Genomic DNA, 20,966 nt, shown 5'->3' on the forward strand with positions numbered 1-20,966 from the left:
CCGCAGCCGCCCGCCCGGACCGGCCAGGGGAGACCTGAGTGACCGGACAGTCCGCCGCATCCTCCGTGCTTATCGTCACCGGCGAAAACTCCGGCGAGCGCTACGCCGCCCAGGTTCTCGACGCTTTCGCCAACCTGCCGGCCGCCGCCAACGTACAATTCTTCGGCAGCGGCGGCGACGCCATGCGCCGCCGCGGCGCCGAACTGCTGGCCGATGTCGCCGACCTGGCGGCTATCGGCCCGTGGAACGCCCTGAAGCTCACGGGGCACTACCTGCGGCTGTTCCGCGACAGCCTGCGGGAGGTCCGGCGCCGCGGGACGCGCGTCGCCCTGCTGGTGGATTTCCCCGACTTCAACCTGCGGCTGGCGCCCTGGCTGAAGCGACGCGGAGTCACCGTGCTGTACTACATCTCGCCCACCGTCTGGGCCTGGCGCGCCGGGCGCATCCGCACCATCCGCCGGAGCGTGGCGCGCATGCTCTGCATCTTCCCGTTCGAGGAGGACCTCTACCGCCGGCACCGCGTGCCGGTCCGTTACGTGGGCCACCCCCTCACGGCCACTCTGAGCGAGATCGAGCCGCCGGCCGCGTTCGCCGCGCGGAACGGGCTGGGTGCAGACGACGTCCCCGTCGCCGTGCTGCCGGGCAGCCGGCGGGCGGAAATCGAGCACATCCTGCCGGTGGTCCTGCGGGCGCTGCCCGCCATCGCCGCCGCCGTGCCGGGCACCCGGTTCCTCATCCCCACCCCGTCGGCCGCGATCCGCGAGTCGGTCCAACGCCACCTGACCGCGTGCTTTGCCGGCTCGCCGGCCGGCCTTGGCCCGGGCCGGATCGTGCTGGCCGAGAGCGGCGCCCTCAGCTGCCTGGCCAACGCCCGGATGGGCATCGTCAAGTCAGGCACATCTACGCTGCAGGCCGCCTTGGCGGGAACCCCGTTCGTCATGGTCTACCGCACCACTCCCGCCATGTGGCGGCTGGGCCGGTTGATCCTGCGCAACGCGCATTTCTCCATCGTCAACCTCATCGCCGGGCGCGAGGTGGTGCCGGAACTGATGCAGGACCGGCTCAACCCGGACAACCTGGCCCGGACGTTTCTCAACATTTATCACGATCCGGGCATCTATTCCCGGATGAAGGCGGAGCTGGCCGAAATCGCCGCCGGCTTCGGCACCCACGACGCCCCCACCGAGGTGGCCGCCGAGCTGCGGCGGGCCCTCGACGGCAACCCGGCAACCCACGGAGGTACCTGATGCCCCTCAATCTATATCTGCGCCGCGCGGCGCCGCTGCTCCTCCTGGTGGCCGTCCTGGCCGCCACCGCCGCGGCCGCCACCGACCAGCCGCGATACGACACCCTCCAGACCACCCTGGTCGCGGACATCCAGCCCGCCGCCAACCGTTTGGAGGCGATCGCCGACGTGCGGATCCGGATCGTCGACCGCACCAACTACATCGCCTTCCGCCTGAACGGCAACCTCGTGGTGACGCACGTCGAAGACGACACCGGCGAACCGCTCCGGTTCATCCAGGACGACACCGAAAAGTTCGAGGTCATGATCAATCTGGTCCGGCCCCGGGCGGCCGGCACCGAAATGACCATCCACCTGGAGTACAACGGTCTGTTCAGCCGCCTGGACTTCGACTTCTTCAAACAGTTGGGCAACCCCCTGTACGCCTATATCGGCCCGGACATGGTGGAGCTGCCGGCCGCGTCCATGTGGTTCCCCCGCAACACCGACCCCATGGACCGCTCCGCTTACGAACTCCAGGTGACGCTGCCCACGGGCCTGCGCCCGTTCACCGCCGGCCTGTCCACGGAGACCATCGACACGGGCCTGACCAAAACCTACATCTTCAAGTCCGCCCAAGACATCCTGGCACCTACCCTGGTCGCCGGACGATACCAGGTGCAGGACTACACCTTCGGCGATCTGACGCTCCAGACCTGGTTCCTGACGGAATTCCCGGAGCAGGCCGGCAGCGCTCAGCGTTACGCCGAGATCGTCCGGCACCTGCGCCATCGCTGGAACTGGCGGCCGGTCCAGGAACCGTTGCGGATCGTCGAGGTGTCCGACAACTTCCAGGCGCAGTTCGGCATGCAGGACTCCGTCTTCCTCTCCACCAGGGAGTTCACCAGCAAGAATCCGGAGAATCGGCAGATCATCCGCAAGTTCGCCTACCAGAAGTGGCTGCTGCCCATGCAGGTCGCCACGCCCGAAGACATCTGGATTCTGGAGGGATTGTCCCAGTACGCCGCCGCCCTGTACTTCGAGGATGTCAAGGGCGCGGAGGCCTTCGACACCACCATGCGCCTGCTGGCGGTGGATGCCCTCAAGTACCAGGATGCCGAACCCATCGCCCGGGGCGTGCACCTGGGGGTCGGTTCGGAGAAGTACGACTCGGTGGTGGTGGCCAAGTCGGCGTGGGTGTTCCACATGCTGCGGACGCTTGTCGGCAAGGAGAAATTCGAGCCGCTGCTCGCGACCATCTGGGAGCTGGGCGCCCGCGAGCCGCTCAGCACGGCGCGCATCGCCGATATCGCCCGGCAGGTGACCGGTACCGATTACAGCTGGTTCTTCAACCAATGGATCAACACCGTGGACCTGCCGGATTTCTCCGTGGAGTACATCGTCTACCGCCTCGCCAAGGGCGGCTTCCAGACGGTGGGCAAGGTGAACCAGACCCTGACCGCGTTTCAGATTCCGCTGGAACTCAAGTTCGTCACCAAGGGCCAGGACGAGCTGAAGGTGATCGACGTCAAGGGCGAGAGCACCCGGCTCAACATTGAAACCGAGACGCGACCCATCCAGCTCGTCATCGACCCGAACTTCCGGATCCTGCGCAAGTCGGAAGAGCTGGAAATCCAGGTCCACATCGTTCGGGGCGATGAGTATTTCGAACTCGGCGATTTCCCGTCGGCCACCGACGAGTACAAGCGCGTCCTCGAACGGCAGCCCCGCAACTCGCACGCGCTCTTCAAGCTGGCCCTGGTGTTCTACGAGCAGTTCAACTACAACACCGCCCAGAACACCTTCCGCGAAGCGCTCAATGGCGACCAGCAGCCGCCCTGGGTGGTGGCCCTCTGCTACATGTACATGGGCAAGATCTTCGACGTGCTCGGACAGCGCCAGCGGGCGGTCGCCGAATACAACAAGGCCGTCAACACCAACGACGACTCCCGTGGCGCCGTCACCGAGGCCACCAAGTACCTCAGCCAGCCCTTCACCCGCGCCAAAACCTACCTGCCGGGGCAGCAGGATGCCGCCCAACCCGAGCTGAAGCAACCCGAGGAGGACAAGCCCGATGCGGACGCACCCGCAAAAGACCCCGGTCGCTAAACTTTTGCTGGCGGCTCTTCTCTGCGCGACCGGTCTGGCGGGCGCCGCCCGCGCCCAATCGGCGTTCGCCTACACCGACTCGTCCCGGGTGGTCACGCTGGAGTTCAAGAGCGACACTCTGGCCATCATCAACGTGATCAATTTCACCGACACCGCCTTCGTGCTCGAACCCCACCATCTGGTGGGCATCAAACGGAACGGCTTCACCGTCGTAGGCCAGGTGTTCACGGAAATCAAACCGGGCAACGTCGTGGTATATTCGGCGTTTCGGATGATCCCGCCGCGCGCCGCCATGGGCACCGACATCCTCGGCGCATTCCAGTTCGATCAGGACATGGTCAAGATCTATCTGAGCTGGAGCGGCCGCTTCCTGGAGCTGGAGGCGCTGAGCTCGGAGCGGTTCGAATCGCTCATGGGCCGCCTCGCCGAGTTGGACCTGACCGTGGCCAACGTCCCGAAGATGTTCCAGCAGCGCCAGATCCCCGACCTGGGCGTCTACATTCCCTACGAGGAAGGCGATGCCGTCCGGGATCTTCATGACGGCTGCCTCACCGCCGACGGCATCAACCCGCCCCGGATCATCAAGCGGCCGCAGCCCCGCCTGACTCCCGAAGCGGCCGCGGCCGGCTTCGCGGGGGTTGTCGAAGCGATCGCCCGGATGGATCCGTCGGGCAACGTATCTGAGATTCGGCTCTCGCCCGAACCGCCCCACGGCATGGCGGAGCGGATCCGCGAGACCATCCGCAATTCGTGGAAATTTCTACCCGCCACATACAACGGCGAGGTGGTCGCCACGGAGATCCGTTTCACTCTGCAATATGGAGACGTGCGTGCCCCGGAGCAAAATCCACAGCGTTGAGGCCCTGCGGTCGATCCTGGCCGGCCTCCAGGCCAGCGGCCGGCGGGTGGTGTTCACCAACGGCTGCTTTGACCTCCTGCACCCCGGCCACATCCGCTACCTGCGCGAGGCGGCCGCCCTGGGCGACGTGCTGGTGGTCGCCGTCAACAGCGACGCCTCCGTGCGCCGGCTGAAAGGCGCGTCCCGGCCCATCCAGACCGAGTCGGAGCGGGCCGAGATCCTTGCCGCCCTCGAAATGGTGGGCTACGTCACCATCTTCGACGACGACACGCCGCTGGAGGCGATCCGCGCCCTCAAGCCCGACGTGCTGGTCAAGGGCGGCGACTGGACCCCCGACCGCATCGTCGGGCGCACGGATGTGGAGGCGGGCGGCGGCACGGTCCGCTCCCTACCGTTCGCTCCGGGCTACTCCACATCCGCCCTGATCCGCCGGATCACGGGTGACGACCCAGCAGCGTCCTGATCCTGCGGCGGAGCCGGCGATGGATCCCTTAAACTATTTCCAGCAGGCAATGGCCGGCCCGCCCGGCCGCCCACGGCGGGTCTGCGGCTGCCCCGACGCGGCCCACCCCATGGTGGCTGCCGCCGTGGTGGCGGCATCCGGCCCCCCGGTGCTGCTGGTGGCGCGGGACAATGACCACGCCGAACGGCTGGCCGAGGAGCTCGCCTGGTGGCTCGGGCGGGACGGACGGTCCGCCGGCGCCGTGGCGCTGCTGCCGGCGCATGAGGCGGATCCGTACCGGGGCTTGTCTCCCCACCCGCGCATCCTGGCCCAGCGCAGTCAGGCCCTCTGGCGGCTCCTGGACCGCCCGCCCGACGCCTTGGTCACGACACCGGAGTGTCTGCTGGACCGTTACCCCCTGCCGGAGATGTTCATCGCGCGACTCCTGGAGTTGCGGCTGCAGCGCGAGATCCCGCTCCCGGAAATCCGCCGGCGCCTGCTCGACGGGGGCTACACCGCCGAGGACCCCGTCACTGAGCCCGGCGAATTCGCCATTCGCGGCGGCGTCCTGGACGTCTTCTCGCCGCAGTTGACCCACCCGATCCGAGTGGAGTTCTTCGGCGACGTCATCGAGTCGCTTCGCGCCTTCGATCCCGACAGCCAGCGTTCCATCCGGATGCTGGACGCCGTCACCATCATCCCCATGACGCCCGGCCCCGCCGGCCCTGAACACTTGGCCGCGCTGGCGGAGGCGGCGGCCCGCCGGTTCGCCGGCGAGGCGGATTCCGGGGCACTGGCCGAGATCCTTGAGCCGCTGGCGGGTGCCGTCCCTGCTCCCGGCTACGAGCACCTGGCGCCGCTGCTCGGCCCGGCTACGGCCGGCCTGTGGGATTATCTCGGCCCGAACCGTCCGGCGGTTCTTTTCGTCGACGACATCGCCGGACGGATGGCTGCCTTCCGGGACGCACAAGCCGAACGCTACCGGGAGACCGTCGCCGCCGGGCGACCCGCGTTGCCGCCGTCCGATCATTTCCATCCGGTTGAGGCGGCAGAGACGCTCATCAACCACCCGGCGTGCGTGCACGTGGAGTCCTTCCCCGCGGAGGGCGCCGCGGCCATCACCCTGCGCGTCACGCCGACCACATCGTTCCTGGGTAACTTCACCGGGCTGGCCCAGCACATCACCGGCACGCGGGAGCACATCCTGCTGGTGCTCTCCTCGCGGGGCCGTTGCGAGCGCATTCACGATCTGTGCGAGGAGTATGGCATCGCCCACCGCTGGCTGGAAGAACTGCGCTGGGCGGACCTGGACCTTTCCGCCGGCCGGCAGGTGATCATCACCCAGGGACCGCTGGAACGGGGCTTCCGCCTGCCCGACCTGTCGCTGGCGGTATTTGCCAGCGACGACATCTATCCCCGCGGCCGCCGGCGCCGAGCGGAGCTGCCGGCCCGGCGGTTCGCCTCCATCTCGGCCTTCTTCTCCGATTTTCGCGACCTGAAGCCGGGCGATTACGTCGTGCACGTGGACCACGGGATCGGCATCTTCCGGGGCCTGGAGCGGATCGCCGTCGCCGGCACGGAACAGGAGTTCGCCCATCTCGAGTACGCTGACCGCGCCCAGCTCTACGTCCCGGCCGAACGTCTCGATCTGGTGCAGCGATTCGCCGGCAGCGAGAACGCCGCGCCGTCCATGGATCGCCTGGGCGGCGCCACCTGGCAGAAGACGCGGGCGCGGGTGAAAAAATCCCTCCAGGATATGGCCAACGAGCTGATCCGGCTGTACGCCCGCCGCTCCTCGGCCCCCGGCTTCGCCTTTCCCGCCGACGACCACTGGCAACGGGAGTTCGAGAACATGTTCGAGTTCGAGGAGACGCCGGACCAGTGGACGGCCATTCAGGATATCAAGCGCGACATGGAGTCGCCCCGCCCCATGGATCGACTGCTCTGCGGTGACGTGGGGTACGGCAAGACCGAGGTGGCCATGCGCGCCGCATTCAAGGCGGTGGGCGCCGGACGGCAGGTGGCCGTGCTTGCACCCACCACCGTGCTGGCCTTCCAGCATCTGAACACCTTCCGCAACCGTTTCGCCTCCTTCCCCGTGCGCATCGAACTGCTCAGCCGGTTTCGCAGCGCCCGCGAGCAGAAGGCGGTGCTGGCCGACCTGGCCGAAGGCAAGGTGGACATCATCGTGGGCACCCACCGCCTGCTCTCCAAGGATGTGGTGTGCCCCCGACTCGGCCTGCTGATTGTGGACGAGGAGCAGCGCTTCGGCGTGCGCCACAAGGAGCGGATCAAACAGCTCCGCACCGATCTGGACGTCCTGACCCTCACCGCCACGCCCATCCCCCGCACGCTGCACATGGGGATCGTGGGCATCCGCGACATCTCGGTCATCGAAACGCCGCCGAAGGACCGGCTCTCGATCCAGACCCAGGTGATGCGGTACGCCGAGGATGCGATCCAGGAGGCGGTGCGGCAGGAGCTGGCCCGCCGCGGCCAGGTCTATTTCATCCACAATCGGATCGACACCATCCATGAGATCGACGCCCGGATCCGCACACTCGTGCCTGAGGCGCGGGTGGTGATCGCCCACGGCCAGATGCCCGAGAACGAGTTGGAGCGCATTCTGCTCGCCTTCATCGCCCAGGAATACGACGTCCTCCTGTCCACCACCATCATCGAGAACGGCATCGACATCCCCCTGGTCAACACCATCATCATCAACCACGCCCACCGCTTCGGCCTCGCGCAGCTCTATCAGCTCCGCGGCCGGGTGGGCCGTTCCAACCGGCGGGCCTATGCCTGGCTGTTCGTGCCGTCGTTCGAGCAGCTCACCGACTCGGCCCGCAAGCGCCTGGCGGCCATCCGCGACTTCACCGAACTCGGCGCCGGGTTCCGCCTGGCGGCCCTGGATTTGGAGATCCGCGGCGCAGGCAACTTGCTCGGCGCGGAACAGCACGGACACATCGAAGCGGTGGGTTTCGAGATGTACTGCCGCCTGCTCGAGGAGGCCGTCCGGGAGTTGAAGGGCGAGCGCTACCTGCCCCCCGAGCGCCTCAAACTCAACCTCCAGGTCAAGCTCCGCATCCCCGCCGACTACATTCCCCAGGAAGAAGAGCGCCTACGGCTCTACAAGCGCATCGCCTCGGCGGCCGACGACGCCGCCCTCCAGGAGCTGCGCGCGGAGGTCCGGGACCGGTACGGCGCCTTCCCCGAGGTGCTCGAGTACCTGTTCGAGTACATGCAGCTCAAGCTGCTGGCCACCCGACTGGCCGTGCTCTCCATCGAGCGCCGGCAGGACGAGTTCCGGATACAGTTCTCCGAGGACTCCCCGGTGGACACCGACCGACTGATTCGCAAGATCCAGGCGGGCGAACCCCTCGCCTTCGCCCCGGGCGGTTTTCTCATTCTCCGACAGACGTTCTCATCCATCCTCGAGATGTTCCAACACTTGAAAAGCACATTGCTGGAGCTGCATGCTTGTGGTAGTATTTCCTGATTTGAAAGGGCATGATGCGCGCGAACGCTCCCGATAGACAATTCCATCGAATCCGCCGGAAGTCGTTTGGCCTGCCGGCGGCGATGCCATGCACCCTGGCCCTGACCCTGACCCTGGCGGCCTGTCGGGGCGAGGAGCCCGGCGCAGGCACCCCGCCCGGCCCCGCCTCGGCCTGGTTCCAGACGGACCGGGCCGTGGTTCTCACAGTGGGGAAGGCTGTCTTCAAGTCCAGCGAATTCAACCGGTTCCGGCAGGGCTTTGTGTCCACCATCGGTGATTCGGCCCCGCTGGGCAACGCCGAGAACACCACCATCCTCAACGAATTCATCGAGCGCAGCCTGCTGTTGACTGCCGCCCGCGACGACGGGATCAGCCGACCGCCGGATCTTGGCGGCAACTCGAAACAACCGGCGCGAACGGGCGACGCCGATGGGCTGACCCTGTCCGGCGACGAGTTGATCATCCAGGAGTATTTGAACCGGCGGATCGGCGGACAGCTCCAGGTGACCGAAGCGGAAGCTGAAGCCCATTTCGCCCAGCACAGCGGAGAATACCTGGTGCCCAAGCGCTTCCACGTGCGCGAAATCCTGGTGGACGACGAAGGGTTGGCCCGGCAGATCCATACTGAACTCCGCGAGAGCGGCAAGCCCCGTTTCAGCGCTTTCGCCCGACAGTTCTCCCGCGCCCCATCTGCCGCCAACGGCGGTGATCTCGGACTGTTTCAGCCGGGGCAGCTGCCGCCCGATTTCGAGGCGATCATCATCGGGTTGAAGCCGGGCGGCTACTCCGAGGTGATGCGGACCCAGTACGGATTCCACATCTTCTACCTGGAAGAGGTCATCCAGTCCCATCCCCAGAAATATTACGAGGTTCGGGAAGCAATCATCCAGCAGCTGCGCATGGACAAGGAGCGGGCCGCCCACGCCGCCCTGCTCGACGAGCTGGTCGCCAGGTACCGCCCGACGCTCCACCGGCAGGCGCTGGATTTTGTTCCCGACCCATCAATTCTGACCCGAACCATCGTGGAGGCCGACCATGCGAAATAGAGCGCTCACGGCCCTGGCGGGCCTGCTGCTCGCAGGGCTGATTCCCGGCTGGGTCCGGGGCGAGGTGATCGAGCAAATCGTCGCTCAGGTCAACAACGACATCATCACCCTGACCCAGTACAACCGCGAAAAGGACACCGTGCTCAAGCAGATGCGCGGCCGCTACCAGGGCGACGAGCTGACCGCCCGCTACAACGAGACGGTGAAGCAGATCCTGCCCACCCTGATCAACGAATTGCTGCTCGTCCAGAAGGCCAACGAGTACGGCATGAGCGAGGATCTGGACCTGGAGGCCAACGCCTACCTGGAAGATCTGATGAAACAGAACAGCATCCCCAACATGGACGCGCTCAAGCAGGAGATGGCCAAGGCGGGGATCGTCTACGCCGACTACTATGAGAACCTGAAGCGCCAGATCCTGGTCAGCCGGATTCGGGGCGCCATTGTCCGCCAGCGGATCAAGGTCATGACCGGCGAGGTGGAGAAGTACTACCAAGACCACATCCAGGAGTTCACGACGCCCGAACAGGTGGAGCTGGCCGAGATCGTCCTCTACACGAAGGACAAGAATGTCGACGAAGTGCGGGCCCGGATCAACCAGGTCCACCAGGAGCTGCAGGCCGGCCAGGCATTCACGGATCTGGCCAAGGCGTTCTCCGACGGCCCGTCGGCCAAGGACGGGGGCAATATCGGCAGCTTCCCCCTGTCCAACCTGACCCCGACCATCCGGGAAGTGGTTCAGACACTGCAACCCGGCCAGTACAGCCGCGTACTGGAGATGGAGTTCGGTTTCGAGATTCTCCAGCTCGTCAAGCGGACCGCCGCCGTACAGCGTCCCCTTGAGGAGGTCCGCCGCGATGTCGAGGAGAAGCTCTTCCGCATCCGGCTGGAGCCGGTCATGAAGGAGTTCATGGCGGAGCTGCGCAAGCAGGCCTACGTGTATGTGTTTCCCGAATTCCGTGGGGACTACGACCCCGACGCCGAGCCCAGGTAGGGGCCCGCAGGGGTCGCGCCGGCATGCGCCTCGACATGTTTCTGCGCGTGAGCCGGATCATCGCCCGCCGCCCGCTGGGCAAGCGGCTGTGCGACAGCGGGGCCGTGCGGGTCAACGGCCGGACGGCCAAGGCAGCCCAGGAGATTCGTGCCGGCGACATCATCGAAGTGGACGCGCCCGGCACGCGCCGCCGCTACCGCGTGGAGCGGCTGCCCGACGGCCGCAACGTCGCTCGAACCGAAGCCCGCGAGCTGGTCACGCTGCTCGACACCGAACGAAAGGACATACTGGATTGAAAGCCAAATACGTTTCCGATTACCTTCCGAACCAGAACGTCGATGACGTGTTTTTGGTGGTCCGTAAGGAAATCCGGCCGAAAAAGCAGGGGGGGGATTTCATCTTCACCGTGCTGGCCGATCGGACCGGCACCATCACCGCCTTCCTCTGGGACAACGTGGATGTCTTCCGCGCCAAGTTCGACGTGGATCAGTTCGTCCACGTGATCGGAATGACCAAGGAATTCAACAACGCCACCCAGATCACCATCCACAAGATCCGACGGGTCGAACCCGACCAGGTGGAGTTGGATGACTTCATCCGCAAGTCGCACCGCGACACCGACCAGAGCTACGCCGCCCTCCTCGACGGCATTGACCGGGAGGTGGCTGATCCGTTCCTGCGCCGCCTGCTCCTGGACATCTTCGGCGAGCCGGAACTGCAGGCCCGATTCAAACAGTGCCCCGCGGCCAAGGCGCTCCATCACGCGTATATCGGCGGCCTGCTGGATCACACGCTGTCGGTGATGCAGTTGTGCGTCCGCATCTGCCAGCATTACCCATTCCTGAACAAGAGCATGCTGCTGGCGGGCGCCGCGCTCCACGACATCGGCAAACTGGACGAGCTGGTCTGGGGTAAGAGCATCGATTACACCGACGAGGGCCGCCTCGTCGGGCACATCACCATGGAAGCCATCCTGCTGGACCGCAGGATCTCGGCCATCCCCGATTTTCCCGCCGACCTCCGGATGGAGCTGCTCCATTTGGTGATCAGCCACCACCGCGAACTGGAATTCGGTTCGCCCAAACGCCCCAAGACCCTGGAAGCTCTGGCCCTGTCCTACCTGGACGATCTCGACGCCAAGCTGGGCACCTTCCTCGAGGCGATTCAGCAGGCCGGCGAGAGCGATCACTGGACCCCCTACAACACCAACCTGCAGCGATTCATCTATCGCCGCTCGGTCGCGGAGGACAAGCCGGCGGAGGGCGTAGGCGCCGACGAATGATTTGGATTTTCCCCGCCGCTGTGCTAAGATCCTCAGCGGCATGGAATTTTAACGACCGGACAATGGGAATCCTGGACCGTCCGGTGGCGTAAAGATATTTTTTCCTGACAGCACACGCCGGATTCCCACTCTACAACCTTCAAGCTCGAGGTGTACACCATGAGCCGTGAAATGATGGTGCACGTCACCCCGTTCGAGGTGCATGCCGCCATTCTGGAGGACGGTGCGCTGGCCGAATACCATGTGGAGCGCCGCAAGGACCGCAGCATCGTCGGCAACATCTACAAGGGCCGGGTGGGAAAGGTGCTGCCGGGTATGCAGTCGGCCTTTGTGGACATCGGCATCGAAAAAAACGCCTTCCTCTATGTCACCGACTTCTTCGAGGAGTTCGCCGATCTGAAGGAAACCCTCGACGTGGACGTGCCCAAGGGACGCGCCGCCAAACCGCCGGCGCGACCGCCCGAGGAGCCGGCGGAAGCGGAGACTGCCATCTCGGCACCGCCCGAGAGAGAAGCCGTCGAGACGGAGGCGGCTCCGGCGGCGGATGTCGAATCCGCAGCGGTTGAGGGAACGGCCGAGGCGCCGAAGAAGCGCCGCCGCTCCCGCCGGTCGTCCCGCTCCCGGTCGCGCACGCGGGCCGCCGCCGATGCAACGGCTGCGGATTCCGAAGCCGCCGAGGCCACGCCGGCAACGGCTGGACCGTTGGCGGAGACCGCCGTCGAGGCGGCCGCGGGCACGGAATCTCTCCCGGCGGAAACCGCCGCCACCCCGGCGGAACCGTCCTGGACCTCCCCTTGGGCCCAGCCTGCCGCCGACGCGCCGGAACCGGAGCGCGACCGCACCGACGCCGAAGACGGCACAGCCACCATCCGCTTTCCCGACCCCGACCTCACCTTCTGCGCCAGCCGCCCGCGCGGCGGCCGCCGGAAGCGCAAGGGGTTCAACCTGGCCGGCGAGGCGGAGCCCGGCAACATCGCCACCATGCTGAAACCGGGCCAGGAGATCATCGTTCAGGTCATGAAGGAGCCCATGTCCCTGAAGAGCGCCCGGATCACCTCCCACATCTCGCTCCCCGGGCGCCAGCTCGTGTTCCTGCCCACCGTCAATCACGTGGGCGTGTCCCGCAAGATCCACAGCGACCAGGAGCGGAAACGGCTCCGCACCATCATCATCCAGAACCGCAAGGAGCGTCCGGGCGGCTTCATCATCCGTACGGCCAGCGAGGGGCTCAGCGAGGCCGAACTGGTTCAGGACATGGAATACCTGATGAAGACGTGGGACGATATCCAGACCCGTGGCGCCGCCGAATCCGCCCCGTGTCTCCTCTACCAGGAGCTCGACCTGGTGGAAAAACTCCTCCGGGACAAGCTGGACGACAGCTTTCAGAACATCTGGGTGGACGACGAAACCGAGTACGCCGCCATCGTGAACTTCGTCGAGCGCTTCATGCCCACGCTCCTGTCGCGCGTAAAGCTGTACTCGCGCGACGCTTCGATCTTCGACCATTTCAACCTGACGCCCGAGATCCAGCGCGCCACCCGGCAGAAGGTCTGGCTCCCCTCCGGCGGCTTCATCGTCGTCAATCACACCGAAGCGCTCGTGGCCATCGACGTCAACAGCGGCAAGTACGTGGGCAAGGGAAACAGCTTCGAGGAGACCATCACCAAGATCAACGTGGACGCGGCCAAGGAGGCCATGCGCCAGATCCGTCTGCGGAACCTCGGCGGCATCATCGTGATCGATTTCATCGACATGCAGGAGAAGAAAAGCAAACGGCTGGTTCTGGACGCCCTGACGCTGGAACTGCGCAAGGACAAGGTGCCCACCAAGGTCATTCCGTTCAATGATTTCGGCATGGTGATCATGACCCGGAAACGGTCGGCCAGCGCCTTGGAGAAGAATCTGTCCGAGCCCTGCCCCCTGTGCGGCGGGTCGGGTTTCACCAAGTCGGTGTCCACCATCTGCTACGAGATTTACGCGCACGTGGCGCGGATGCGCAAGTCGCTGGAAGGCACCCAGGTCGAGATCCGCGCCCATCCGAATGTCATCCGGGCGCTCAAGAGCATCGAGCGGGAAGTGGTCGCGGCCATCGAAAAAGATTTCCACCGGCCGGTGGTCCTGATCCCGGACTCGATGCTGGAATTGACCGCATTCGACATCGTCGGCATCTGACGGCGCCGCTCCGCGCGGTCCTCAAAAACACAAGGCGGGCTGCTGGATGCAGCCCGCCTCGTTTTTTTTCGGTCGCCGGAATCGGATCAGTGACGGCGCGGCCCGCGGGGACCGCGGTCCCGGTCGCCGTGTCCCTCACGGCGGTCCCGATGCTCGCGGTGCTCACGCGGGTGGCTGTGGCCCTCGGCCAAGCCGGATTCCTCCATGCCCGCCGGTGGTTCCTGCAGCGCCTTCATGCTGAGCCGGATCTTGTTGGGCGGCTCGATTCCCAGCACCTTGACCTGGATCTCGTCGCCCACGTTGACCACGTCACGGATGTCGCGGGTGCGCTGGTGAGCGACTTCGGAGATGTGCAACAGTCCCTCGGTTCCGGGGAAAATCTCCACGAACGCGCCATAGGTCTCCAGGCGGGTCACCCGGCCGGTGTAGACCTTGCCGATCTCCGCCTCCTCGCACAGCTCGTTGATTCGGCGGATGGCGTCCTGGGCCGACTGCTCGTCGGACGCATAGATCTTGACCTTGCCGTCGTCCTCGATGTCGATCTTGGCGCCGGTGGCGAGGACGATCGCCTTGATGTTCTTGCCGCCGGGTCCGATGAGGTCCTTGATGCGGTGCACGGCGATCTCCATGGTGTGGAGCCGCGGCGCGTTGGCGGCCAGGTTCTCGCGCGGCTTGGCCAGCACCCCATTCATCTTGTCCAAAATGTACATGCGGCCGCGTTTGGCCTGGTCCAGCGCCTGCTTCATGATCTCCGGGGTGATGCCGGTGATCTTGATGTCCATCTGCAGGGCGGTGACGCCATCGACGGTGCCGGCCACCTTGAAATCCATGTCGCCGTAGTGATCCTCAAACCCGGCGATGTCCGTCAGGACGGCGTAGCGGTCGCCTTCCTTGATCAGGCCCATGGCCACGCCGGCGATGTGCTTCGGAATGGGCACGCCGGCATCCATGAGTGCCAGCGAGCCGCCGCAGACGGTGGCCATGGACGACGAGCCGTTGGATTCCAGGATGTCGGAAACGACCCGGATGGTGTAGGGGAACTGCTCCTCAGTGGGCACCATGGCCTTGAGCGCCTTCTCGGCCAGCGCGCCGTGGCCGATCTCCCGGCGGCCGGGGCCGCGCAGGAAGGCCACCTCGCCCACGCTGAACGGCGGGAAATTGTAGTGGACCATGAAGGTCTTCTCCGACTCGCCGTCCAAGGTGTCCATGATCTGCGTGTCCTCGGGCGTGCCCAGCGTGGCGGTGACCAGCGCTTGGGTCTCGCCGCGGGTGAACAGCGCCGAGCCGTGGGTGCGGGGCATGACCCCCACCTCGATGTCGATGGGCCGGATCTCCTCGGTGCCCCGGCGGTCGGGCCGCGTACCCTTCACCAGGATCTCCTCGCGGAAGATCTCCTCCTTCAATTTCTCGAAGATACCGCTGAACAGGGCCTTCTTCTCCTTCTCCTCCTCGGGGATGGCACCGAGGAGCTCGTCCTTCACGGCGTCCATGGCGCGCTCGCTGGCCAGCTTGCCCGGGGTGTACAGCGCGGCCAGAATCTTGTCGGCGACCGCCTGCCGGACTTCGGCCACGGCCTCGGCGGGCATGGCCGGCGGTTCCACGACGGGCTTGACCGGCTGCTTCTGTTGCGCCAGATGCTTGATCAGGCCGATGATCTTGCGGATCTGCTCGTGGGCCAGCAGCAGCGACTCGAGCAGGACCTCCTCGCTGACTTCCTTGGCCGCGGCCTCCACCATCACGAGGGCCTCCTCGGAGCCGGCGACCACCAGGTTCAGGCGGCTGGCCGCGAGCTGGGCCGGAGTCGGGTTGACCACGTGCTGGTTGTCGATGTAGCCCATGCGCACGCCCGCGATGGGGGTGGTAAAGGGAATGTCCGACAGGTACAGCGCCGCCGAGGCGCCGCAGATGCTCATGGTGTCGGGATCGTTGACCCCGTCCGCCGAAAACACCAGTGCGACGATCTGGGTGTCGCGGAAGTAACCCTCCGGGAACAGGGGGCGCAGCGGCCGGTCGATGAGGCGGCTGGTCAGGATCTCCTTCTCCGACGGCCGGCCCTCGCGCTTGTGGAAGCCGCCCGGAAACTTGCCGGCGGCGTAAGTGTACTCGCGGTAATCCACAGTCAGGGGCAAGAACGAGGCGTTCTCCCGGGGTTTGGTGGCGGCGCAAGCCGTGGCCATGATTACGGTGTCGCCGTAGCGGATCAGCGCGGCGCCGTTGGCCTGCTTGGCCAGCCGGCCAGTCTCGATGGTCAGCTCGCGGCCCCCGATTTCAACCGATGCACGGTAAATCATATCGAATCCTCCAGATGCGGGTGTCTCCCCGGTTTCATGATCCGGGATGCCGGTGCGGCATCGGCCGTTGGTCTCAGGATGACGGGAAGGGAAATATAACAAGACGCCGGCGGGAGGGGGCACCCCTTCCTCGCGGCGTCTTGGTCAGTATCAGTATCGGGTGCAGTCAAATTAGCGGTTACTTCCTCAGCCCCAGCTCGCCGATGAGCTTGCGATAGCGCTCGATGTCGGTCTGCTTCAGGTATTCCAGCAGCCGTTTCCGCTGCCCCACGAGCTGCAGGAGACCGCGCCGGGAGTGATGATCCTTGACGTGGGACCGGAAATGCTCATTGAGGTCGTTGATGCGCTGGGTCAGCAACGCCACCTGGACTTCCGTGGATCCAACGTCCTTGGTGTGGCGCTGGTACTGCTTCATGATCTGCTGCTTCGATTCGTTCGTCAGAGACAAGAGTGTCCTCCTCGGGCGTCGATCAAAAGACAGATCTTTTATCACAGCTTCCCCGGCCTGTAAAGAGAAATTTTTCCAGAGCCGCGGAACCGCCCTCGATGTCCGGCCCAGCCGGGGCGATGAAAACAGGCACCGGATCTGCTACAATGGCCGCCGATTGCCACAGGAGTCCGCGTCCATGGTTCGACTGTTCACCCTGCTGCTGTGTATCTGCGCCTGGCTGGCTGGCCTGGAAATCCTTCCGGTTGCGGCCCCCGCCATGGCAACACCCGCTGCCGGCGAACAGGCGACAGCGGACGTGGCGCCGGACGCTGCGGCCGTGGAGCGGGTGCTGGCCAAGCTCGAGCGGCTCACCGGCGTCTCGCGCAAGCGACCAGTCGCCGCGCGCACCATGAGCAAGGCCGAGATCGAGGCCTTGGTGCTGCGCAAGCTCGGCGAGGACTACACCGAGGCCGAGATCCGCGAAGAAACACTCATTCTGGAAACCCTGGGGCTCGTGCCGGTCGGGACGGATCTAAAGCGTCTGGTGGTGGATCTCTACACCGAACAACTGGGCGGCTATTACGACCCGGACAGCGGCGCCTACGTGATGGCCGACTGGATCGCGCCGGACCTGCAGGAAGCGGTCATGGCCCACGAGTTGGTCCATGCCCTGCAGGATCAGTACGGCGGGATCGGCGCCCTCCAGGCCCGGGTCCGCCACAACGATGACGCCGCCCTGGCCTTGATGGCCCTGCTCGAAGGCACGGCCACCGTTGCGATGCTGGCGTATATGACCGACTCCCCGGTGGAACAGGTCGCTGCCATCCCCGGCATCGCCGCCATGATGCGCAGCGCCGTCCGGCAGTCCCAGGGACAGGCGGCGGTGTTCGCCCGGGCGCCGGCCTTCCTGCAAGCCGCCTTGCTTTTCCCCTATCTCGAGGGCACCGATTTCGTCTGTCGGCTGATGGAGACACGCACGTTCGCCCAGACCCTCCGGCTGGTGGAGCATCCGCCCGCCACCACCGAACAGATTCTGCGGCCGGACAAGTTCCTGGCGACACCGCCCGAAAGCGGCCGGCCGCTCACCCTGGACGAAACACACTGGCGTGAGCTGGGGCGGCAAACCGGCCGGCTCCGCTGCTGGGGCCAGTTTCAGCTGGCCGAATTTCTGAAGCGCGGCCTGCCCGAAGCGGATGCCGTCGGATCCGCCCGTGGCTGGGGCGGCGATACCCTGGTGCTGGTGGAGCGCAGCGACGGCCGTCCCCCGCTGGTCCTCTGGCTCATCGCCTGGGACGTCCCCGCCGACGCTGACCGGTTCCAGGCCGCCCTGTCCGCCTGGTCCGCCGACGCCCCCCGGCTCGTGGCGAGGCGGACCGCGCCCGATACGGTGCTTCTCCGGATCGGGGACGGGTCGCCATGAAGCGCCTCGAAGATCGCATCTACGACGCCTTGCGCGGCGCGGCGGCTCCGGTGCCGGCCGCCGAACTGTGCATCCGCCACCTGGGTGCCGCGATGTCGGGCCAGGCGGCCGCAGTGCGTATCCTTGAGACGGCCCTCCGGCGCGACCCGCGCTTCCGCCGCCTGCCCGAAGGCTGGGAAGCCGTTCCCGATTCGGCCGGCGATCGGCTGGCGGCGCTCCCTTGGACGGTGCTCTCAGCGACCACTCGACCGTCCGGTCAGGGGCCGCTGCGGCTCGTGGCCGTGACCCGTTACCAGCCCGGCGCCGAATCGCCCGTCGAATGCCAGATCGCCGCCGTGGGGCCTGCGGACGCCCTGCGGGCGGCCGCCGCCGCACTGGAGGGGTTGGCGCCGCCGCAGCTCCTCACCGAGCTCAAGGTGTTGCGCGTTCTGGACGAGGCGTTCGCCGGCGGCGGCCTGTGTCTCCGGGGATTGAATGCCCGAGACCTCGGCCCCTGGCTTCAGGTCGCCGAAGACACCGGATCCGTGTTGCCGGAGCCGTTATGGTCGCTGGCCGACATGGGCTGGCTGGCCCTGCCCGGCAGGCCGCGGCCCGCCCTCGACGCCCTGCTGGATTTTGCCGCCGTGGCGACCCGCCGGGACGATCCGTTCGTCGACGAGCTGGCCGCGCTGCCGGCGCTGCTGCCGCGGCTGGCCGCCGAGCTGGCGATCCAGGGCGTGGAGCGGCTCGATGAGCTGGATGACGCGCTGGCCGCCCGCCACGCCCCGGTGGATTTCGGGCGCTACGCCTTCACGCCGGCCGACCTGGCGGCGCTCCCCGAAACCCCGGGCGTGTACCTGTTCCTGGACGCCCGTGACTCGGTCATTTACGTGGGCAAAAGCGTCAACCTGCGCCGGCGGGTCCAGAGCTACTTCCGCTGGCGGGCCGACGATGATCCGAAGCTGGAGCGGATCCAGCGCGACACCCGTCGGCTGCGCCACATCGTTCTCGGTTCCGACCTGGAGGCGATGCTGGAGGAGGCCGAGCTCATCGCCCGCCACCAACCCACCGTCAATGTGCAACTGGACACCCAACCGACACCCAGCGAGAAGGGGATCGAGGACGTGCTCCTGGCCCTGCTGCCGCACCCCGACACCGGGAAAGTCCGCCTCTGGGCGTTGCATCCGGGCGGCCAGATCCGCAGCCTGGCTCTGCCGCGGGCCGGCGTCCAGCCGGAGGTGCTGGACACCGTGCTGGCTGCAGTCGCCGCCGGCCAGCCGCACCCGGCTCTGCAGGTATATCGGGAGGCGTCTTTTCCCCTGGCGCTGCGCTGGCTCCGCAAGAACAACCAGTCCGTCACCTTTTTCAAATTCCACGATTTCCCCGATCGCGACACCCTGGCTCGCGCCATCACTCGCGCCCTCGCCGAAACCGCCGTCGACGGACCCCGCATTTACCGCTGACGGCCTGCTTACAATCCGCGACAATTCCATACAAGATACGGCTTCACCTCGCCCGCGCACTTGTTTAGCATAGGCATTCGTATGGCGGATCATTTCACTCAACACCCCGTCAATCCATCCGGATGAGGAGCCTATGTTCGGAAATCCGTTCAGCCATCGCCTGCCCCCGGGCAGCTACGAAAAATTCCTAGAGAGTGGCAACCTCTCGTTCCTGTACCGCCCCGAACTGTTCGATCTGGTCATCCTGCTCATCTACTTCGGCGTCCTAATCTTCTTGAGCGCCTACGGGCTGCGCCGGTTTTACTACCTCCACCTCTTCCGCAAGCACCGCCACGAGCGAGTGGCGCCGGCGGGCCACTTCGAGGAACTGCCCATGGTCACGGTGCAGCTCCCCATGTACAACGAAATGTATGTGGGCCCCCGGATCCTCAACTCCGCCTGCCAGCTGGACTACCCCAAGGACAAGCTCCACATCCAGGTCCTGGACGATTCCACCGACGAGACGGTGGGTATCATGCGACAGGCGGTGGCGTACTGGACCGACCGCGGCTTCGACGTGGAGTACATCCACCGGACCAACCGCGGCGGCTTCAAGGCCGGCGCGCTGGAGAACGGGCTGCGCACCGCCAAAGGCGACATCGTGGCCATTTTCGACGCCGACTTCGTGCCCCATTCCGACTTTCTCCAGCGCACGGTGCATCACTTCACCGATCCGCGGGTGGCGATCGTCCAGACTCGCTGGACCCACCTCAACGGCGACTACTCCCTACTGACCCGCGCCCAGACCCTGTTCCTCGACGGCCACTTCATGATGGAAAGCCTGCCCCGCGCCCGCGCCGGGCTGTTCGTCAATTTCAACGGCACCGCCGGACTGTGGCGCAAGCAGGCGATCGCCGACGCCGGCGGCTGGAGCCACGACACGATCACCGAGGATCTGGACCTGAGCCTCCGCGCCCAGATGAAGGGCTGGAAGTTCGTCTACCTGCCCGAAATCGAGTGCCCCGCCGAGCTGCCGGTGGAGATGAACGCCTTCAAGAACCAGCAGAATCGCTGGGCCAAGGGCTCCACCCAGGTCTGCCTCAAGATGCTGGGCCCCATCCTCCGGGCGCCGCTCCCCCGTCCCGTCAAAACCGAGGCGGTGTTCCACCTGACCGCCAACTTCGCCTATCCGCTGATGGTGCTGCTGTCGCTCGTCCTGCTGCCGTCGATCATCGTACGCTTCCACCAGGGTATCTGGGAGATGCTGGTTCTGGATCTGCCCATCTTCGTCGCCTCCACGCTGAGCGTGGCGTTGTTTTACATCCATTCCCAGAAAGCGCTGTACACCGACTGGAAAGAGCGGGTCCGGCTCCTGCCGTTCCTCATGGCGCTGGGCATCGGCCTGACGGTGACCAACGGCAAGGCCGTTATCGAGGCGGTGCTCGGCATCAAGTCGGCTTTCGTCCGCACCCCCAAGTACCACGTCACCGGCCGGAAGGACAGCTGGCTGCGGAAAAAGTACCGCGGCAAGATCGGCATCTGGCCGCTGGTGGAGATCGCGTTCGGCTGCTTTTTCACCTGGGTGTTCGGCTATTGCGTGGCGATCGGCAATTTCGGCGTCCTCCCCTTCCTGCTGCTGTTCATCGTCGGGTACTTTTACACCGGCTTCTCCTCGCTGTTCCACAACCTGCTCAAGTTCCCCTTTGTGGACATGCAATACCGGCGGTTGCGGGCGCTGCTCGACTAGCGCCGGCTCTCGTCGACAGACAACCAACG

General features: G+C 65.8%; 15 protein-coding genes. 13 read left to right on the forward strand and 2 right to left on the reverse strand.

Annotated features, from left to right (window positions below; genetic code table 11):
- Positions 1–38 precede the first annotated feature (38 nt).
- The 10 genes from lpxB to GX414_09265 all read left to right on the forward strand — a co-directional run bounded on the left by lpxB (position 39) and on the right by GX414_09265 (position 13,628).
- Positions 39–1,247 carry a lipid-A-disaccharide synthase gene (lpxB, locus tag GX414_09220; protein NLI47275.1) on the forward strand — a complete coding sequence of 403 codons (1,209 nt, stop codon included), beginning with the start codon at positions 39–41 and terminating at the stop codon, positions 1,245–1,247.
- Positions 1,247–3,334 (forward strand): hypothetical protein, encoded by a 2,088-nt coding sequence (locus tag GX414_09225; GenBank protein ID NLI47276.1) that lies wholly within the window; start codon positions 1,247–1,249, stop codon positions 3,332–3,334. Before lpxB ends, GX414_09225 begins: the two co-directional genes overlap by 1 nt.
- Complete coding sequence (locus tag GX414_09230; GenBank protein ID NLI47277.1) at positions 3,300–4,193, forward strand: hypothetical protein; 894 nt, start codon at positions 3,300–3,302, stop codon at positions 4,191–4,193. The genes GX414_09225 and GX414_09230 overlap by 35 nt, the downstream gene beginning before the upstream one ends.
- Positions 4,153–4,656 (forward strand): D-glycero-beta-D-manno-heptose 1-phosphate adenylyltransferase, encoded by a 504-nt coding sequence (gene rfaE2, locus GX414_09235; protein ID NLI47278.1) that lies wholly within the window; start codon positions 4,153–4,155, stop codon positions 4,654–4,656. The genes GX414_09230 and rfaE2 overlap by 41 nt, the downstream gene beginning before the upstream one ends.
- A 19-nt stretch (positions 4,657–4,675) precedes the next feature.
- Positions 4,676–8,134 carry a transcription-repair coupling factor gene (gene mfd / locus GX414_09240; GenBank protein NLI47279.1) on the forward strand — a complete coding sequence of 1,153 codons (3,459 nt, stop codon included), beginning with the start codon at positions 4,676–4,678 and terminating at the stop codon, positions 8,132–8,134.
- Between the two features lie 83 nt (positions 8,135–8,217).
- On the forward strand, positions 8,218–9,180 hold the full coding sequence (locus GX414_09245; GenBank protein NLI47280.1) for a hypothetical protein: 963 nt from the start codon (positions 8,218–8,220) through the stop codon (positions 9,178–9,180).
- Positions 9,170–10,174, forward strand: a complete 1,005-nt coding sequence (locus tag GX414_09250; protein NLI47281.1) for a hypothetical protein — start codon at positions 9,170–9,172, stop codon at positions 10,172–10,174. The genes GX414_09245 and GX414_09250 overlap by 11 nt, the downstream gene beginning before the upstream one ends.
- 23 nt (positions 10,175–10,197) lie before the next feature.
- The gene (locus GX414_09255) at positions 10,198–10,470 is read left to right on the forward strand and encodes an RNA-binding S4 domain-containing protein (GenBank protein NLI47282.1); all 273 of its coding nucleotides are present in this window, start codon (positions 10,198–10,200) and stop codon (positions 10,468–10,470) included.
- Positions 10,467–11,456 carry an HD domain-containing protein gene (locus GX414_09260; GenBank protein NLI47283.1) on the forward strand — a complete coding sequence of 330 codons (990 nt, stop codon included), beginning with the start codon at positions 10,467–10,469 and terminating at the stop codon, positions 11,454–11,456. Before GX414_09255 ends, GX414_09260 begins: the two co-directional genes overlap by 4 nt.
- A 159-nt stretch (positions 11,457–11,615) precedes the next feature.
- Positions 11,616–13,628, forward strand: coding sequence for an Rne/Rng family ribonuclease (locus GX414_09265; protein ID NLI47284.1), 2,013 nt, complete (start codon positions 11,616–11,618; stop codon positions 13,626–13,628).
- An 86-nt stretch (positions 13,629–13,714) separates the two neighbouring features.
- Here GX414_09265 and pnp read toward each other — a convergent pair whose 3' ends face one another.
- Both pnp and rpsO read right to left on the reverse strand, forming a co-directional pair.
- Entirely contained in the window at positions 13,715–15,919 is a 2,205-nt protein-coding gene (gene pnp, locus GX414_09270; GenBank protein NLI47285.1) for a polyribonucleotide nucleotidyltransferase, read from the reverse strand.
- Positions 15,920–16,097: 178 nt separating this feature from the next.
- Entirely contained in the window at positions 16,098–16,367 is a 270-nt protein-coding gene (gene rpsO, locus GX414_09275; GenBank protein ID NLI47286.1) for a 30S ribosomal protein S15, read from the reverse strand.
- Between the two features lie 178 nt (positions 16,368–16,545).
- Between rpsO and GX414_09280 the strand changes: the two genes are divergently transcribed.
- The 3 genes from GX414_09280 to GX414_09290 all read left to right on the forward strand — a co-directional run bounded on the left by GX414_09280 (position 16,546) and on the right by GX414_09290 (position 20,937).
- Positions 16,546–17,769, forward strand: coding sequence for a hypothetical protein (locus tag GX414_09280; GenBank protein ID NLI47287.1), 1,224 nt, complete (start codon positions 16,546–16,548; stop codon positions 17,767–17,769).
- Complete coding sequence (locus GX414_09285; GenBank protein ID NLI47288.1) at positions 17,766–19,211, forward strand: nucleotide excision repair endonuclease; 1,446 nt, start codon at positions 17,766–17,768, stop codon at positions 19,209–19,211. Before GX414_09280 ends, GX414_09285 begins: the two co-directional genes overlap by 4 nt.
- Positions 19,212–19,344: 133 nt before the next feature.
- Entirely contained in the window at positions 19,345–20,937 is a 1,593-nt protein-coding gene (locus GX414_09290; GenBank protein ID NLI47289.1) for a glycosyltransferase, read from the forward strand.
- The last annotated feature ends 29 nt before the right edge of the window (positions 20,938–20,966 follow it).

Source organism: Acidobacteriota bacterium (genome assembly GCA_012517875.1).
Lineage (GTDB): Bacteria > Acidobacteriota > JAAYUB01 > JAAYUB01 > JAAYUB01 > JAAYUB01.

Coding starts and splice junctions, on each gene's coding strand:
- GX414_09225 (NLI47276.1), top strand. CDS start 1,247: ATGCCCCTCAATCTATATCTGCGCCGCGCGGCGCCGCTGCTCCTCCTG.
- GX414_09230 (NLI47277.1), top strand. CDS start 3,300: ATGCGGACGCACCCGCAAAAGACCCCGGTCGCTAAACTTTTGCTGGCG.
- rfaE2 (NLI47278.1), top strand. CDS start 4,153: ATGGAGACGTGCGTGCCCCGGAGCAAAATCCACAGCGTTGAGGCCCTG.
- mfd (NLI47279.1), top strand. CDS start 4,676: ATGGATCCCTTAAACTATTTCCAGCAGGCAATGGCCGGCCCGCCCGGC.
- GX414_09245 (NLI47280.1), top strand. CDS start 8,218: ATGCCATGCACCCTGGCCCTGACCCTGACCCTGGCGGCCTGTCGGGGC.
- GX414_09250 (NLI47281.1), top strand. CDS start 9,170: ATGCGAAATAGAGCGCTCACGGCCCTGGCGGGCCTGCTGCTCGCAGGG.
- GX414_09255 (NLI47282.1), top strand. CDS start 10,198: ATGCGCCTCGACATGTTTCTGCGCGTGAGCCGGATCATCGCCCGCCGC.
- GX414_09265 (NLI47284.1), top strand. CDS start 11,616: ATGAGCCGTGAAATGATGGTGCACGTCACCCCGTTCGAGGTGCATGCC.
- pnp (NLI47285.1), bottom strand. CDS start 15,919: ATGATTTACCGTGCATCGGTTGAAATCGGGGGCCGCGAGCTGACCATC.
- GX414_09280 (NLI47287.1), top strand. CDS start 16,546: ATGGTTCGACTGTTCACCCTGCTGCTGTGTATCTGCGCCTGGCTGGCT.
- GX414_09285 (NLI47288.1), top strand. CDS start 17,766: ATGAAGCGCCTCGAAGATCGCATCTACGACGCCTTGCGCGGCGCGGCG.
- GX414_09290 (NLI47289.1), top strand. CDS start 19,345: ATGTTCGGAAATCCGTTCAGCCATCGCCTGCCCCCGGGCAGCTACGAA.